The organism is Thalassotalea sp. HSM 43 (genome assembly GCF_004752005.1).
Classification (GTDB): domain Bacteria; phylum Pseudomonadota; class Gammaproteobacteria; order Enterobacterales; family Alteromonadaceae; genus Thalassotalea_A.
This window is the reverse complement of record NZ_CP038493.1, coordinates 3,781,971-3,797,701: the sequence shown is the minus strand read 5'-3', so window position 1 is coordinate 3,797,701 and position 15,731 is coordinate 3,781,971. Positions and strand designations below refer to the sequence as shown.

General features: G+C 43.0%; 13 protein-coding genes and 4 tRNA genes. 12 read left to right on the top strand and 5 right to left on the bottom strand.

Features of this window, described 5'->3' with window-relative positions:
- Window positions 1-8 precede the first annotated feature (8 nt).
- A complete protein-coding gene (locus E2K93_RS16635) occupies window positions 9-1,376 on the bottom strand; it encodes an MATE family efflux transporter (protein WP_135440167.1) in 1,368 nt (455 codons plus the stop codon).
- A gap of 496 nt (window positions 1,377-1,872) precedes the next feature.
- On the opposite strand from E2K93_RS16635, the gene E2K93_RS16630 reads away from it, so the two are divergent.
- The 4 genes from E2K93_RS16630 to E2K93_RS16615 all read left to right on the top strand — a co-directional run bounded on the left by E2K93_RS16630 (window position 1,873) and on the right by E2K93_RS16615 (window position 2,413).
- A tRNA-Asn gene (locus tag E2K93_RS16630) sits at window positions 1,873-1,948 on the top strand.
- Window positions 1,949-2,027: 79 nt separating this feature from the next.
- Window positions 2,028-2,103 (top strand) — tRNA-Asn (locus E2K93_RS16625).
- Between the two features lie 79 nt (window positions 2,104-2,182).
- Window positions 2,183-2,258, top strand: a tRNA-Asn gene (locus E2K93_RS16620).
- Between the two features lie 79 nt (window positions 2,259-2,337).
- Window positions 2,338-2,413, top strand: a tRNA-Asn gene (locus E2K93_RS16615).
- A gap of 136 nt (window positions 2,414-2,549) precedes the next feature.
- Here E2K93_RS16615 and E2K93_RS16610 read toward each other — a convergent pair.
- On the bottom strand, window positions 2,550-3,695 hold the full coding sequence (locus E2K93_RS16610; protein WP_135440166.1) for a DUF418 domain-containing protein: 1,146 nt from the start codon (window positions 3,693-3,695) through the stop codon (window positions 2,550-2,552).
- Between the two features lie 216 nt (window positions 3,696-3,911).
- On the opposite strand from E2K93_RS16610, the gene E2K93_RS16605 reads away from it, so the two are divergent.
- From E2K93_RS16605 to E2K93_RS16570, 8 genes are all read left to right on the top strand, one after another.
- A complete protein-coding gene (locus tag E2K93_RS16605) occupies window positions 3,912-4,733 on the top strand; it encodes a hypothetical protein (RefSeq protein WP_135440165.1) in 822 nt (273 codons plus the stop codon).
- Between the two features lie 135 nt (window positions 4,734-4,868).
- On the top strand, window positions 4,869-6,674 hold the full coding sequence (locus tag E2K93_RS16600) for an acyl-CoA dehydrogenase (RefSeq protein ID WP_135440164.1): 1,806 nt from the start codon (window positions 4,869-4,871) through the stop codon (window positions 6,672-6,674).
- A gap of 11 nt (window positions 6,675-6,685) precedes the next feature.
- Window positions 6,686-8,479 (top strand): acyl-CoA dehydrogenase C-terminal domain-containing protein, encoded by a 1,794-nt coding sequence (locus E2K93_RS16595; RefSeq protein ID WP_135440163.1) that lies wholly within the window; start codon window positions 6,686-6,688, stop codon window positions 8,477-8,479.
- A gap of 15 nt (window positions 8,480-8,494) precedes the next feature.
- Complete coding sequence (locus E2K93_RS16590) at window positions 8,495-9,517, top strand: NADP-dependent oxidoreductase (protein WP_135440162.1); 1,023 nt, start codon at window positions 8,495-8,497, stop codon at window positions 9,515-9,517.
- A gap of 35 nt (window positions 9,518-9,552) precedes the next feature.
- The gene (locus E2K93_RS16585) at window positions 9,553-10,971 is read left to right on the top strand and encodes an aldehyde dehydrogenase family protein (RefSeq protein ID WP_135440161.1); all 1,419 of its coding nucleotides are present in this window, start codon (window positions 9,553-9,555) and stop codon (window positions 10,969-10,971) included.
- Window positions 10,972-10,997: 26 nt separating this feature from the next.
- Window positions 10,998-11,840, top strand: coding sequence for a TauD/TfdA dioxygenase family protein (locus E2K93_RS16580; protein ID WP_228445380.1), 843 nt, complete (start codon window positions 10,998-11,000; stop codon window positions 11,838-11,840).
- Window positions 11,841-11,852: 12 nt separating this feature from the next.
- Window positions 11,853-12,611 (top strand): SDR family NAD(P)-dependent oxidoreductase, encoded by a 759-nt coding sequence (locus E2K93_RS16575; protein ID WP_135440160.1) that lies wholly within the window; start codon window positions 11,853-11,855, stop codon window positions 12,609-12,611.
- 31 nt (window positions 12,612-12,642) lie between these two features.
- On the top strand, window positions 12,643-13,434 hold the full coding sequence (locus E2K93_RS16570) for a class II aldolase/adducin family protein (RefSeq protein ID WP_135440159.1): 792 nt from the start codon (window positions 12,643-12,645) through the stop codon (window positions 13,432-13,434).
- Between the two features lie 47 nt (window positions 13,435-13,481).
- Here E2K93_RS16570 and E2K93_RS16565 read toward each other — a convergent pair whose 3' ends face one another.
- The 3 genes from E2K93_RS16565 to E2K93_RS16555 are packed head-to-tail and all read right to left on the bottom strand — an operon-like array spanning window position 13,482 to window position 15,712.
- Window positions 13,482-14,312: an SDR family NAD(P)-dependent oxidoreductase gene (locus E2K93_RS16565; protein ID WP_135440158.1), complete on the bottom strand. Its 831-nt coding sequence runs from the start codon at window positions 14,310-14,312 to the stop codon at window positions 13,482-13,484.
- A complete protein-coding gene (locus tag E2K93_RS16560; protein WP_228445378.1) occupies window positions 14,299-15,252 on the bottom strand; it encodes an alpha/beta fold hydrolase in 954 nt (317 codons plus the stop codon). Before E2K93_RS16560 ends, E2K93_RS16565 begins: the two co-directional genes overlap by 14 nt.
- Window positions 15,245-15,712: an acyl-CoA thioesterase gene (locus E2K93_RS16555; RefSeq protein WP_135440156.1), complete on the bottom strand. Its 468-nt coding sequence runs from the start codon at window positions 15,710-15,712 to the stop codon at window positions 15,245-15,247. Before E2K93_RS16555 ends, E2K93_RS16560 begins: the two co-directional genes overlap by 8 nt.
- Window positions 15,713-15,731 lie beyond the last annotated feature (19 nt).

Genomic DNA, 15,731 nt, shown 5'->3' with positions numbered 1-15,731 from the left:
CCCCCCTTTTATGCCGAGACCAGTTTTTGTGGACATTTGAATTGGCGCTTAAATAATTGATAAGACACCACAGCCATAAAAAAGTTACCGATTACAGCGCCAATAAAGAAGCCTTCGATATCAAATAACAAGCTGCCAACATATGCCAGCGGTACGTAAAAAACAAACAAACGCAAAACCGATAGCACCAAAGCAATCATCGGCTTGTGTAACGCATTAAATGAGGAGTTGGTTAAAATGATAATGCCTTGCAAGCCGTACCCTAATGGTAAAATATAAATAAACAGCTTTATCAGGTCAGCAACCTCTTGCTCATTGGTAAACGCTGCGGCGATATACGGTGCGATTAAAAGCAACGCCAAATAAACACCCAATTGCCACATTAACACAAAGCGCACCGATACCTTATAGCCCTCTTCGACACGAGACAATTTCTCAGCACCAAAGTTTTGACTGATAAATGGCGGAAGCGTCATTGATAACGCCAACACAACCAAGCTTGCGATCGATTCGATTCGCGAGCCTACACCAAATGCGGCAACGGTCGACTCGCCATACGTGGCAGCGATCGCTGTCATCACAGCCGCTGCGATTGGCGTCAGCATATTAGCTCCCGCTGCTGGCAAGCCAATTTTTAAAATTTGTCGTGTTGAATTACGAATCACCGACCAAGGTGGCAAGTTCATGTGAATCAACTTTCGTTTAATGCCTAGAATATAGGTAATAAACACCAGACCAAATGCCCATGAGATCAAGGTGGCGATAGCCGCCCCTTGTATACCCATTGCCGGTACAGGGCCAAAGCCAAATATAAACACAGGATCCAGAACCGCGTTAATCAAACCTGCGCTACCCATAATAATACTTGGCGTGTGCGTATCTCCTGATGCCCTTAAAATCGCATTACCGATCATAGGTGCCACCAAGCCAATACTGCCTAAGAACCACAAATCCATGTACTGATGAATCAGTGGCAATAATTTTTGCTCCGCGCCGAGTAAGGTAAATATTTCAGCGGAATATAGATAACCCAGTGCGGAGAGAATAATAACAATCACCGATGACACCATAAGAGCCACCGTTGCGGCGTTACAGGCATCGTCTTTATTGCCCTTACCTAGGGTTTTAGCAATAACTGCTGACGTACCTATGCCCAAACCAATGGCCATGCTGATAACGGTAAAGGTGATTGGGAAGGTAAAACTGATTGCAGCAAGAGGTGCGGTACCCAGCATGCCAACAAAGAATGTATCAACCAAATTGAAGGTCATCAGTAGCACCATGCCGTATGTCATCGGTATGGTCATTTGCTTCAACGTTTGGCTAACCGAACCGTTTAATAAATCTCGTTGGGTTCGCTTATTGGATTTGGTCATTAATTAGGGCAACCAGTAACAGAAAATCAAAGACGCTTATTGTAAAAGATTGTTATTGCTGTTGCTAACAAAAATCATCCTAATTGGACAAATTTAAATAGCTCTGTGCAAGTAACGTTAATTTAATACACATAGATCATAAATATGTCACATATGCACAGATTTCGCTCAAATAGATGAAATAATAACCACCAACAACCTAAGCCACTGTATTTGTTATAAAAAATACATATCAAGTAGGCACATAAAAAATATAAAAATCAATAGAAACAAGCTCGTACAGTTTGTTTACACATTCACTAACACAGTTATCCACAACTTTAGTGGATAACTTTGGTCTCTCTACAAACATCAACAACTGGCTAATACGGCTGCGACTTGTACGCAAAACAGGCAATTGAAAAGAATATACACTTTATTATCATTTTTCCTGTTGACAGCCCCGAAAGAGATATATAATATTCCGCACCGTTAGCGCAACGGCGCTTACAGCGATTCCTCAATAGCTCAGTTGGTAGAGCAACGGACTGTTAATCCGTTTGTCCCTGGTTCAAGTCCAGGTTGAGGAGCCAAATTAAAGATAATGGTACTTGTACGGTTATCAGAAGATTTAAAGCACTCAAATAAGACTTTAAAATCGAAAAGAACAATTCCTCAATAGCTCAGTTGGTAGAGCAACGGACTGTTAATCCGTTTGTCCCTGGTTCAAGTCCAGGTTGAGGAGCCATATTACAGATAATGGTAGGTGTACTGTTATCAAAAGATTTAAAGCACTCAAATAAGACTTTAAAATCGAAAAGAACAATTCCTCAATAGCTCAGTTGGTAGAGCAACGGACTGTTAATCCGTTTGTCCCTGGTTCAAGTCCAGGTTGAGGAGCCATATTAAAGATAATGGTACATGTGCTGTTATCAAAAGATTTAAAGCACTCAAATAAGCCTTTAAAATCGAAAAGTACAATTCCTCAATAGCTCAGTTGGTAGAGCAACGGACTGTTAATCCGTTTGTCCCTGGTTCAAGTCCAGGTTGAGGAGCCACTATAAAAAAGCCCGCATTTTGCGGGCTTTTTGCTATCTGCTAACCGCTATTATTGTTGTTACTTAACAGTGACTTTTCAATAGGTAAGTCTTTGCAATACGTAAGTCTTTACAATACGTAAAATTTGTTAATACTTTAGCTGACCTTGCGCCCATACGTTAATGATCGCCATAACCATTCTAACGGGCCGTATTGATGTCGTGCTAGCCAATATTGCGCCAACTTTAACTGAACAAGCCAACAAATAACCGCCCCCCCTAACGCCGTAGTTTGTGGCATCGAATCATACATCCCGCCAGCATAACCATAAAATAGCATGACCCCAACAATGGATTGCCCAACATAAAGTGTTAAGCTCATCCGCCCCGCTGCTGATTGGCTATTCAACAGGCGTCTACACACTGGCAAGTTATACAATGCCAACAATACGCAAACTTCCAATACCATAATGGCCGTATTGTGATAATTGGCGATCACCCCATGTAGACTTCGTAACTCTGCTTGCGCTAATTGCCACGCTTGAATCCGATGCGATAAGAAGTCACACAGCACAATAATACCAATAGCCATCAACGCAATAAGCGCAAGGTCTTTATATGGTATATTTTTCTTAAACAACCAACCTGTACGAGCAATGGCATAGCCTGCAATAAACAAACCAATCAAGGTATATAAGCGTCCGCTCTCGACAAAAAACAACCACTTTCCTAATTGCCCATTTGCACTGTTGTTTATAATAACGTCCCATAACGAGCCATGCGCTAATGCCTCAAACGTTTGTCCCATTACTGAATAATGTAGAGGCTCACCATAACTTAGACCTTGACCAACAAGCCAAGCAACGTGGACTATTAACGGCAATTGTAAAATAAACAGCAATGCCACAACCGCCAACATGCGAGTCGATAAGCCTTGCAACACGACCAGCAAAAAGCCACACACACCCAAGACTAACAAGATATCACCGCTATAAATCAGACCATGCAAATAGCCCAACAAACACAAAATAGCTAAACGGCGTGTAAATAGTCGACTGAAATGTTCCCCCGACATGCGTTTGCTATGCTGCAAGATATAAAAGCTAACCCCAAATAACATGGCAAACATCGCGTAGGCTTTACCGCCAAACAACCCAAACACCACATCATGGACCCAACCTGGCTTAGGTTGATACCAATAAAGCTCAAAATACTCAACCATATGCACAACAAATAGGCCCATCAAAGCAAAGCCTCGCAGTGCATCTATGTTCTCGTAACGTAATGATTTAATAACGGACATCCGGTTTGACTCTTAAAGCTGCTGGTTTGGTAGCGTGTTATTGCCTATAAACTACACTAACCGACAAAAAATGTAAGCGCTTTCTAGGCAAATATGGTCAAGTGCTGTGGTTTAAACACTAAATCGTGCACATACACCCCCTACAAAAACGTTAAAAACCACACCCAGTTAAAATTTATGCTATTTTCAATAAAAACAGGGACTAAGGTATTTGCAATGATCGCCAATCGTTTTGTAACACATATTAAACAGCAAAATTGGCTTGCCGTTATGTTGGATTTATTGATCGTCGTGGTCGGGATTTTTCTTGGTCTACAAGTCAACAATTTAAATATCGAGCGACAAGCAAATAATGAGCTAAAAGCCTACCTTCAAGACTTGGCTACCGAAGTACAAAACTCTATTGATATGAAACAAAGTCATGTCGTTTGGCAAAATAAAGTGCGCCAAGGTTTGCAATTGACATTAACTACCTTAGAGGGGCACCAGCCAAATGATGACGAATTGCAGCAAATCTACTTTGCACTGACTAATGCCTCTTCACCAGCGAACTTCCCCGATAAGCGCGAAGTATTATTAGAAATGCAAGCCACCGGTGCCATGCAACTGATTAAACGAGGTGATTTACGATCCGCACTAAGTGAAGTCAGTTCGCAATACAAACAACGACAACTCTATTTCCAAAAAGAGTTAAAACAAATAACGGCTGCGCCATTCTCACCAATCATTGTCAGCTATGAAATGCTCAGCGATAAAGACTCACTCAAAAATAGTCAAATTATCGTATCAAAAGTCGATTTTGAAAAAGCAAAACAGGATCCTGCGTTTAAATTACGGGTTTTACAGAGCTTTTCACTGTATACCAATATTCGCAATAACAACTGGCATACCATTCAAATGGAAAAACTTATTTTGTCGCAGTTGCACCAACAAGGATACCAACCACGGGATAATTGGTTAAAAACCAACATAGATAAGATATTGGTTGCGCCAAGCAGTGACGATTTAGTATCCAGTAATGATTTAGGTGTCCAGTAATCGCAGATAAGCGTAACCCATCACCCTCGTTCTATAAATTAATTGCCACTGCCCCACTTTATTGTCACCTAGGTGACAGATCGAGAATGCAATATTGTTACAGTGACAATAGTTGTTTTATTTGAGGCTATAGATATGTCTGCACCAATACTTAATCGTCGTGATATTGAGTTTTATCTTTATGAAATGTTCAATGTTGAGGCGCTAACCCAACGTGAACGTTACCAAGATCATGACCGTTCGACGTTTAACGGCGCGATAGACACCGCGCAAGCAATCGCTGAAAAGTATTTTCTTCCTATTCGACAAAAAGTTGACGCCAACGAACCAACCTTTGACGGCGAGAAAATACACATGTTGCCAGAAATAAAAGTCGCCCTCGATGCCGTAACAGACGCAGGATTAATGGCTCCGACCGCTGATTTTGATATGGGTGGTATGCAAATGCCTTTGGTCGCTGCCAGTGGTGCCTTTGCTTATTTATCCGCGGTTGCGAGTACCACCTTAGGTTATATTTCCCTGACTCACGCAAACTGTAATTTAATTGAAGCACATGGCAGCAATGAGCAAATCGAAAAGTGGGTTGTGCCAATGCGAGACGGTCGCTTTGCCGGTACTATGGCGATGACGGAGCCAGGTGCAGGTTCAGGTTTAGCCGACTTAACCACCACGGCGATTAAAGATGATCACGGTAATTATAAGCTTAGCGGCAATAAAATTTTTATTTCCGGTGGTGATCATGAACTAAATGAAAATATCGTGCATTTGGTGTTAGCCCGAGTGAAAGGTGCGCCTAAAGGTGTGAAAGGTATCTCGTTGTTTATCGTTCCGAAATACCTTGTCAATGACGATGGTAGTTTAGGCGAACGTAACGAAGTCGCCCTTGCCGGTCTATTTCATAAAATGGGTGGTCGAGGCCATACCTCTACCGCACTAAGTTTTGGAGAGAAAGACGGAGCTACAGCGTATTTGGTTGGCGAAGAAAATAAAGGCTTACTTTATATGTTTCATATGATGAATGAAGCTAGGATCCTTGTTGGAACCGGTGCTGCACTTACCGCCTTAACCGGGTATCAGTATTCACTGCACTACGCCAAAGAAAGACCACAAGGCCGTCTATTGTCATGTAAAGACCCATACTCGCCGCCAGTAAACATCATAGAGCACCCCGATGTTCGCCGTATGTTGCTCACACAAAAAGCCTATTCAGAAGGCGCTTATGCATTGTGTTTGTATGGTCATCAACTTGCCGACGATGAAAAAACAGCGCCATCAGAGCAAGAACGCCAACAGGCTTCACTGGTTTTGGATTTTCTTACGCCCATCATTAAAAGTTGGCCTTCAGAATATGGCCCTAAATCCAATGATTTAGCCATTCAAGTAATGGGCGGCCACGGTTATATCAATGAACACCCTGTTGAATTGTTTTATCGTGATAACCGACTTAATCCAATCCATGAAGGTACTACGGGTGTGCAATCGCTTGATTTAATGTGCCGCAAAGTACCAATGAACAACGGTAAAGGCTATAACGCCTTTCTTGAGGTGATGAAATCGACTATTGATGACGCCTTGCAACAAGATGAGTTAGCCCAATATGCAGCGCAACTTGCTGCCGCTATAGACAACCTACAGCAGGTAACCACTGAAGTATTAGCGCAATCGACGCAACAACAAATTGACCTAGTATTTTCCAACTCGGTAAGTTACTTAACCATGTTTGGCCATATTACTATTGCTTGGTTATGGCTAAAACAAGCAGTCATCGCCAACGTCGCATTAGCAAACCAACCACATATTGATGACCAACAATTTTATCAAGGAAAAATGCAAGCAATGAAGTACTTTTTCCACAGTGAATTACCCCTGACCTACCACTGGGGAAATTTAGTTAAGAATATCGACAGCACCTGTTTTGACACCAAACCAGACTGGTTATAAGAGAGAATAAAATGTTTGAATACAAAGCCCCATTACGCGATTACAAATTTGTCATGCAAGAGCTGTTTGATTGCGAAAAGCATTACCAATCTCTTGGTTATGAAGATGCCAGTACAGACATGGTAGATGCCATTCTATCTGAAGCAGCAAAATTTACCGAGCAAGTCATCGCACCAATTAACCAAATTGGTGACCAACAAGGTTGTCAATGGCATGATGGCAAGGTAACCACCCCTGATGGCTTTAAAGACGCCTATCAACAATACATCGAAGGTGGTTGGCCGACGTTGTCGCAATCCACAGACTTTGGTGGTCAAGGGCTACCGCATTCCATTAATAGTGTGATCAGCGAAATGCTCTCAGCCGCAAATCATAGTTTCGCCATGTATCCAGGCCTTAGCCATGGCTGTATGTCGACATTGGAACACCACGGCAGTGATCAATTAAAGAATATGTTTATGCCTAAATTAGTGGATGGTTCATGGACAGGTACCATGTGTTTAACCGAGTCGCATTGTGGTACAGATTTAGGCTTGTTGCGCACCAAAGCTGACCTTAACGAAGACGGTACTTACTCACTAAACGGCAGTAAAATATTTATTTCAGCCGGTGAACACGACTTGTCTGAAAATATCGTTCACTTAGTTATTGCCAGAGTGTCAGGCTCCCCTGCGGGCACCAAAGGTATCTCATTGTTCGTGGTTCCCAAATTCAACGTCAACGACGATGGCACAATAGCCGACGAAAATGGCGTAAGTTGCGGATCGATTGAACATAAAATGGGCATCAATGGTAACGCTACCTGCGTGATCAATTTTGATAATGCCAAAGGTTATATGATCGGCGAACAAAACCGCGGTCTGCATTGCATGTTTACCTTTATGAATGGCGCCAGATTAGGTGTTGCCAATGAAGGTGTTGCAGCAACAGAGGCTTCATTTCAAGGTGCTCTATCTTACGCACAAGAGCGTTTACAAATGCGTTCGATGACAGGCGTTAAAAACCCGGATGGTGTCGCGGATCCAATCATCGTGCATCCTGATGTTAGACGTATGCTTTTAACCCAAAAAGTGTTTGCAGAAGGCGGCCGTGCCTTAGTGACGTATTTAGCTCATTTGGTTGATACCTCTCACGCGGGCAGCACTGATATGGACAAAAAACTCGCCAATGATCGTCTCGCGTTGCTAACGCCAATCGCCAAAGCGTTCTTAACTGAAACCGCGGTTGATGCCACAAGTTATGGTATCCAAGTCCTCGGTGGCCATGGTTTTATTAAAGAATGGGGTATGGAACAACTGTTAAGAGATACCAAAATTTGCTGTATCTATGAAGGTACCACAGGCATTCAAGCGTTGGATCTCATAGGTCGAAAAGTGATTGGCAGTAACGGCGCCCTACTCAGCAATTTCACCGATGAAATCCTAGAGTTTTGTCAGGCACACCAATCCGGAAAGTTTGCTGACTTTTGCGCAACATTACGAGAATACATTGAATTATGGCAAGAAGTGACACAAGACATCGCGATGAAAGCGGCAAAAAATCCTGATGAGATTGGCGCAGCTTCTGTTGATTACTTAATGTTATCTGGCTACATAACCTTAGCTTATATGTGGCTTAAAATGGCAAAAACCGCGGATACCATGCTAGCCGTTAATCCTCAAGATGCGGATTTTTACAAGGCAAAATTACACACTGCTGAGTTTTACTTTGACCGAATCTTGCCAAAAGCTCATGGTCATCTTGCCTGCATAGGCAATGGTGCAAAAAGTTTAATGACATTACCAAGCGAACACTTTAGCTTTTAACAAGGAATGCCAACCATGACACAGATCATTAATAAAGCCATAGTTATGAGCACGCGTCCTGTGGGTATGCCTAAACTTGCTGACTTTAGCTTACAATCACACAACATTGATAGCTATAATTTAACTGATGGTCAGGTCTTGATAAAGAACCACTATTTATCGCTCGATCCCTATATGAGAGGCCGTATGAGCTTAAAAAAGTCATACGCCGAGCCATTGCAAGAAGGTGAGATAATCACCGGTGAAGCGGTTGGCGAGATCATTGCGTCGAAAAGTGATAAATACCCTATTGGTACGTTTGTTTGTTCTATGTCTGGTTGGCAAACCCACTTTGTCAGCCACCAAAAATCATCGGCACTTTACCCTGTATTTAATGATCAAATCGCTTTATCCGCTTATCTTGGTATCATTGGCATGCCTGGCAGAACAGCCTATTTGGGCTTTAAGCACAAGGCCAAGCCACAACCAGGAGAAACTATTGTCGTCTCCGCTGCTTCGGGTGCTGTAGGCTCTGTTGTCGGTCAATTAGCAAAACAACAAGGGTTGCGAGTCATTGGTGTTGCCGGCAGTGCGCAAAAATGCCAATACGTAAAACAACAATTAGGCTTTGATGAATGCCTAAGTTATCAAGCGGATGATTTTGAGCAAGCATTAACAACAACCTGCGCCAATGGTATTGATATATATTGGGAAGGCGTTGGTGGGCGCACCTTAAATGCCGTGGCGCCCCTCTTAAATGAAGGTGCTAGAGTGCCTATTTGTGGCTTCATCTCTAATTACAACGATACAAACGTTGCAGCTGAAACGCCTTTTCAAGTATTAGCGAAACTCAAACCAACTCCCGAACACGGATTTTTCCTAGTCAGTGATTGGCTAGACGAATACCCAACTGCAACCATGGCACTTGCCCAAGGTGTCATCGATGGTTCATTAAAATTTAAAGAAAGTACTGCGCATGGGATTGCCAATGCGCCACAAGCATTTATCGGCATGCTTAGCGGTAAAAATTTCGGAAAACAAATCGTAAAGCTCGTGTAAATCTCGAGCTTTTTTGCGTTATAGAAGAGGTTAAAATGGCAAGCTGTCAAAAACTATTGATAAATGGCCGTTGGGTTGAGGCCCATAGCAAAACTCAACTGGACGTAATAAACCCAGCGACAGAAAAAACCATTGCGTCGATTGCCATCGCTAACGAGCAAGACGTCAATGACGCAGTAGACGCTGCAAAAGAGGCGTTTAAGACTTGGCAATATGTCAGCAGTGATGAACGTGGCAGATACATAGAGGCTATTGTCACAAAGCTGAGCGAGAAACGTGCAGATATGGCAGCCACCATCAGTTCAGAACTAGGCATGCCCATCGTGTTATCTGACATGGTTCAAACCGGCGGCCCTTTAACGGGTATGTTGCCATATGCTGCACTAGCTAAGAGCATGGATACTCAAGAGCACATAGATAATTCAATCGTTATTAAACAAGCCATTGGTGTTTGCGCCTTGATAACGCCTTGGAACTTTCCATTGCATCAACTGATCGCAAAAGTTGCGCCCGCATTGGCTGCAGGTTGTACTATGGTCGTTAAGCCGAGTGAAGAGACACCGTTAAACGCCATTATGTTTGCCGAAATACTACAACAAGTTGGCTTACCCGCTGGTGTGTTTAATCTGGTCACTGGCGATGGCGAAACAACCGGTAATGCGCTGACAAAACACCCAGATGTCGACTTAGTCAGCTTTACTGGCTCAACATCAGCAGGAGTAAACGTTGCGCTGAATGCTGCACCATCGGTAAAACGTGTGTGCCAAGAACTCGGCGGTAAGTCAGCAAATATTATCAGCCCAACAGCACCGCTTGAGCAAGCGATTAGCGACGCCATCATATCAGTGATGTTCAATAGTGGCCAAACCTGTGTAGCCGCAACACGAGTTTTGGTTCATCAAAGTCAATATCAGCAAGCGGTTGATATAGCCAAAGCCGTGACAGAGACGTTGATCGTTGGCGAACCTGACAATGAACAAAGCTTTATCGGCCCTCTTTGCTCGGCGAAACAACAACAATCCGTGCTCAACTATATTCAAACAGGTATAAACGAAGGCGCCACGCTCATTACTGGCGGGTTAGAAAAACCTGATGGCTTAGATAAAGGCTTTTATGTAAAACCAACGGTGTTTGCCGATGTCGAGAACGATATGGTGATAGCACAGCAAGAAATTTTTGGCCCCGTCGTGTGTTTTATTGCTTATCAAGATATAGAGCATGCCATCAGAATCGCCAACGATAGTCAATATGGTTTGGCGGCAAAAGTATGGGCAGAAACACAAGATCAAGCCGTCGATATCGCCAAGCATATTCGCGCTGGTCAAATTACCATTAACGGTGGCAACTTTAACTACAATGCACCCTTTGGTGGATTCAAACAATCCGGCAATGGTCGCGAATGGGGTGCGGCTGGTTTAAACGAATTTATCGAACTTAAATCGATGCATTGCTAGCAAAATGCTAATAATTTGGAATAACAATGACCATGAAAATTACCCCCTTTAGCCCTAAATGTGGCGTTACAATTAACAATGTAAATTTGGCCAACCTTACCGACCGTGAATTTTTAGTCATTAAGCAAGCGTTTATCGAACATGGCTTAGTCTTTTTCCGAGATCAAAATATATCTCCAGAACAACATAAACAACTGGCATTGCGCTTTGGCAGCATTGTCAAAAATAAGATATTTAAATCATTGCCTGGTTATCCTGACATAGCTGTGGTGAGCAAAGATAAGAATCAAACAACCAATATTGGTGGTGGCTGGCATACTGATCATTCCTACGATGATGAACCGGCTATGGCATCAATATTAGTCGCTCGGAAATTACCATCGCAAGGGGGAGCAACTAAGTTTGCCAACATGTATGCTGCCTATGATGGTTTATCGCCGGGTTTACAACACACTCTAGCAAGCATTAATGCATTGCATGCCAATGATCATTTATACGGCAAAGGCGGCTATTTTGATGGCACCGATTTAGCCGATAAGCTCGCTGAAAATGTCGAAGTCAGCGCTGCGAAACATCCCGCTATCATTGTCCACCCTGAAAGTAAACGCAAAGTTCTGTATGTCAACAAAGGCCATACAGTTGGATTTGAACACTGGCATACTGACGAGGCATTTGCCTTGCTGAATTACCTATACGAACACGGCAGCAAAGCAGAATATACTTGTGAATTTAATTGGCAGCCCGGGTCCATTGCTATTTGGGATAATCGCTGCACCTGGCACTTTGCAAACAATGATTATCAAGGTGAAGAACGCGTATTACATCGAATAACCATAGCCGGAAAACCATTATCCGGTGTTTTACTTTAAAAGGCGGTCAAAGTGGAGTTGAAGAATAAAGTTGCGTTAGTAACCGGTGCGAGTTCCGGCGTTGGGGCACAAACGGCGACACAGCTTGCACAAAATGGTGTTCGCGTCGTTATTAACTATGCCAACAACAAACAAGGCGCGCTAAAAACCCAACAACATATTACATCCCTGGGTGGTCAAGCAGAGATTTATCAGGCTGATGTTCGTGACCAGCAACAATGTACAGACTTGGTTGAATTTGCTGTAGCAACCTATCAACGCTTAGACATCGTTATTAATAACGCCGGTTATACTCAATTTGTGCCGCATCATGAACTAGACCTTTTAAGCGACGACGTATGGCAACAGACCTTAGCGACCAATCTGCTTGGGCCGTTTTATATTAGTCGTGCTGCTGTTCCCCACCTAGCCATTAGCGGTGGTGAAATCGTCATGACATCAAGTATTGCCGGTTTAACAGCACATGGCAGTTCGATTGCATATTGCGCGTCAAAATCGGGGTTAAACAATCTAACCAAAACGTTGGCGAAAACCTTAGGGCCGCAAAACATTCGCGTCAATGCCATTTGCCCTGGCCTTATCGATGATAAATGGGCAGAAAGTGGCTGGGGTGATAATTGGCAGGCCGCTAAAGACTACACCCTAGCGCATTCAGCAATAAAACGTATTAGTCAGTCCAGTGATGTTGCTGCCAGTATTCTGGCTATTTTAATCGGATCCGATAACATGACAGGACAAGTCATTCGTTTAGATAGCGGCCTGACGTTATAATTTTTATCAACTTAATAGTGAAAGGATCACCATGAACAAATCAACCAACGATGCGGTCATGAATACCAAAGGCAATGCACCTAGCATTCATGAGGGCGATACTATTGCGGAGATTCGCGAGCATCGAAAAAGAGCCTTAGTGGCGGCATTTCGACTATTTGGTAAATTTGGTTTTGATGAAGGCTTAGCTGGACATATTACCGTACGCGATCCTGAAAAACTCGACCATTTTTGGGTAAATCCTATGGCGGTGTCGTTTAAACAAATGACCCTATCGAAATTATTGTTAGTTAACCATCAAGGGGACGTGGTCGAAGGAGATGGTCTATTAAATGGCGCAGCGTTTGCCATCCATTCGCAGATTCACCAAGCTCACCCTAATATTAACGCCGCTGCCCACGCTCACTCTCTTTATGGTAAGGCGTGGTCGTCGTTAGCGAGAACTCTTGACCCTATTACCCAAGATGCATGCGCATTTTATCAAGACCATGTGTTATTTGATGATTTTACTGGCGTGGTTTTGGATCAAAGTGAAGGTAAACGAATTGCCGATGCGATCACAAATAATAAAGCGGCGATTCTACAGAACCACGGCTTACTTACGGTTGGTCTTACGGTTGAAGCAGCTGCATGGTGGTTTATAACGATGGAAAGAAGCTGTCAGACGCAATTATTGGCTGAAGCCGCAGGTACACCAACAATCATTACCAATGAAGCTGCGCAATCTGCACATCAAGTTGTGGGCAGTGAATTGGCCGGTTTTTTTAGTTTTATGCCAATGTTTCAGGTCATTTGTGCAGAGCAACCGCAGATGTTTGAGTAATCGAACATCTACGGTTTAGTTTATCCAATAAAGTGAGTCCAGAGTGGTTAACTATTGCCCTTCCTACTCTTTAACACGCCCTTTTCAAAACCCAATAGTTTTTCATAACTGTTTGGAAACCAACGAACAATTTTATCTAACAGTTTGGCATCCTTGCCAACTAAAATACGTCTATTTTTGTTTTCAACACCAGCTAAAATAGCATCAGCAGCCTGCTCAGGCGTGGTGATCGCTTGTTTGTTAAAACCCTCAAGGATCTCACTTTTAGTGACGGATTTTGCGGTGACTTTTGCGTTATTGGTTATATTGGTTTTTATACCGCCCGGGTGCACACAATGTACCGAGACATTCGTACCAGCCATTTCCATTTTCAATGATTCAGAGAAACCTCTAACGGCAAATTTGGAAGCATTATAAGCACTGGTTAATGGCAACGATAACAAGCCAAACAAGCTTGATACATTAATAATGTGTGCTTTTGGTGCACGTTTAAGAGCGGGCAAAAACGCATTTGTACCATGTACAACGCCCCAAAAATTGATGTTCATTAACCAATGAAAGTCGTCAAGCGACTGATTCTCTACCGAGTCGATTAAACTGACCCCAGCATTATTGAAAAGGTAATTGATTTCAGAAAACTCCTTTTCAACGTTTGCTGCAAATGCTAGAAATGCGCTGTTATCAGCCACATCTAGATCTTCAATCAAGCATCTAACCCCTAGCGCTTCGATTTGTTGCTTCGCCGCTTCTAAGCCATTGATATCACGATCCGCCAAGGCAAGATGACATCCTTGTTCGGCTAATCTGCTTGCCAATGCTAAGCCAATGCCTGATGCAGCGCCGGTAATAACCGCAACCGAATTTTTATACTGATTCATCACATTGGTCCTTTTTTGTTTTTATATGGGTTTGGATATGACCGCTGATATCGGAGACGATAGATGGTAGCAGTTCAACGGGAAAATCATGCCCCATTCCAGGGTATATTTTTAATGTTGCGTTGCGAATTGACTGAGCAGTGGCTTCACCACATGCGACGCGAATAAGGGGGTCAGCGCCGCCATGCAACACTAAGGTAGGCACGTTCATTTCAGCGAGCTGTTTCTCGCGGTTTTTTCCTGCCATGACCGCCAACATCTGTCGCAACGTTCCTTTACCATAAAGACCTCGACGCACAAGCCCTTTAACGTAGTTGTTTAGGTAATGCTCTCGTGCGGGATAGTCTGGACTGCCGATAATTCGCCACTTTTGTACATTAAATTTAACGATATCCTGTTCACTATTAGAGTCTGGCTTAGCACTGAAAATGTGTTTCACCTCATCGCTCATCTTCGGTAACGTTTTATTGCCGGTTGTCGACATGATCGACGTTAACGTCTTAACTCGATGCGGATAATGAATGGCGAGTAATTGCGCGATCATCCCCCCCATTGATGCGCCAATTAGATGGAAGTTCTTGATATTAAGATGATCGACTAAGGCTATGGTATCCCTCATCATGTCTTCGAGCTTATAAGGTACATTAATCGGTAAACCAAGTTTCGATTTAACCACCAGCCATGCCAGATTTGGTATTTTAAGATGCTCAAGTTGTTGTGAATAACCGATATCTCGGTTATCAAACAATAAAACCTGAAAGCCCCGTTCAACAAATTGCTCAACCATAGCCATGGGCCACGCGGTCAGTGGCGCACCAAGGCCATGGATTAACACTAACGTAGGATGGTCACTAGCACCGTAAAGTTGATAAGCGATATCTATACCATTGACATTAACGATTGCTTCTTGGCATTGTTTGTTGGCATTCAGATCACTCACCGTAAACATCCTTATTGGTCATAGCGCGCTGCATAGCCGCACGCATTTGCTCATTAATTGACTCAGGCGTTTGTGTTGTGCGATTGACAAACACGTGGGTTAATTGCCCTGTCGCCGCCGCGCAATTGCTGTGTTCTTTAAATATGGCCACACCATACTGTACTGAGCTATTACCAATACGATTAACTCTTACTGCACCAATCAACTTTTCTGGGTAACAAAGCGAGTGAAAATATTGGCATTGTGATGACACAATAAATCCTATTTGTTGGCTGTTGTTGGGCTCAAAGCCGGCATATTCAATTAAGAATTGATTAATAACCGTATCGAAAAATGAGTAATAGTTAACATTGTTGACATGACCAAACATGTCATTATCCATCCACCGCGTGGTGATTGGAAAAAAGTATCGATAACTGTCTTTATCTTTGTCTTTAAGTGGTTGTGTTGTGTTTGTCATTGTTTGGTTTCATTCTCAA

What these genes read in the sequence shown, in the direction of transcription:
- E2K93_RS16635 (WP_135440167.1), bottom strand. Translation starts at nt 1,376, where the DNA reads ATGACCAAATCCAATAAGCGAACCCAACGAGATTTATTAAACGGTTCG.
- E2K93_RS16610 (WP_135440166.1), bottom strand. Translation starts at nt 3,695, where the DNA reads ATGTCCGTTATTAAATCATTACGTTACGAGAACATAGATGCACTGCGA.
- E2K93_RS16605 (WP_135440165.1), top strand. Translation starts at nt 3,912, where the DNA reads ATGATCGCCAATCGTTTTGTAACACATATTAAACAGCAAAATTGGCTT.
- E2K93_RS16600 (WP_135440164.1), top strand. Translation starts at nt 4,869, where the DNA reads ATGTCTGCACCAATACTTAATCGTCGTGATATTGAGTTTTATCTTTAT.
- E2K93_RS16595 (WP_135440163.1), top strand. Translation starts at nt 6,686, where the DNA reads ATGTTTGAATACAAAGCCCCATTACGCGATTACAAATTTGTCATGCAA.
- E2K93_RS16590 (WP_135440162.1), top strand. Translation starts at nt 8,495, where the DNA reads ATGACACAGATCATTAATAAAGCCATAGTTATGAGCACGCGTCCTGTG.
- E2K93_RS16585 (WP_135440161.1), top strand. Translation starts at nt 9,553, where the DNA reads ATGGCAAGCTGTCAAAAACTATTGATAAATGGCCGTTGGGTTGAGGCC.
- E2K93_RS16580 (WP_228445380.1), top strand. Translation starts at nt 10,998, where the DNA reads ATGACCATGAAAATTACCCCCTTTAGCCCTAAATGTGGCGTTACAATT.
- E2K93_RS16570 (WP_135440159.1), top strand. Translation starts at nt 12,643, where the DNA reads ATGAACAAATCAACCAACGATGCGGTCATGAATACCAAAGGCAATGCA.
- E2K93_RS16565 (WP_135440158.1), bottom strand. Translation starts at nt 14,312, where the DNA reads ATGAATCAGTATAAAAATTCGGTTGCGGTTATTACCGGCGCTGCATCA.
- E2K93_RS16555 (WP_135440156.1), bottom strand. Translation starts at nt 15,712, where the DNA reads ATGACAAACACAACACAACCACTTAAAGACAAAGATAAAGACAGTTAT.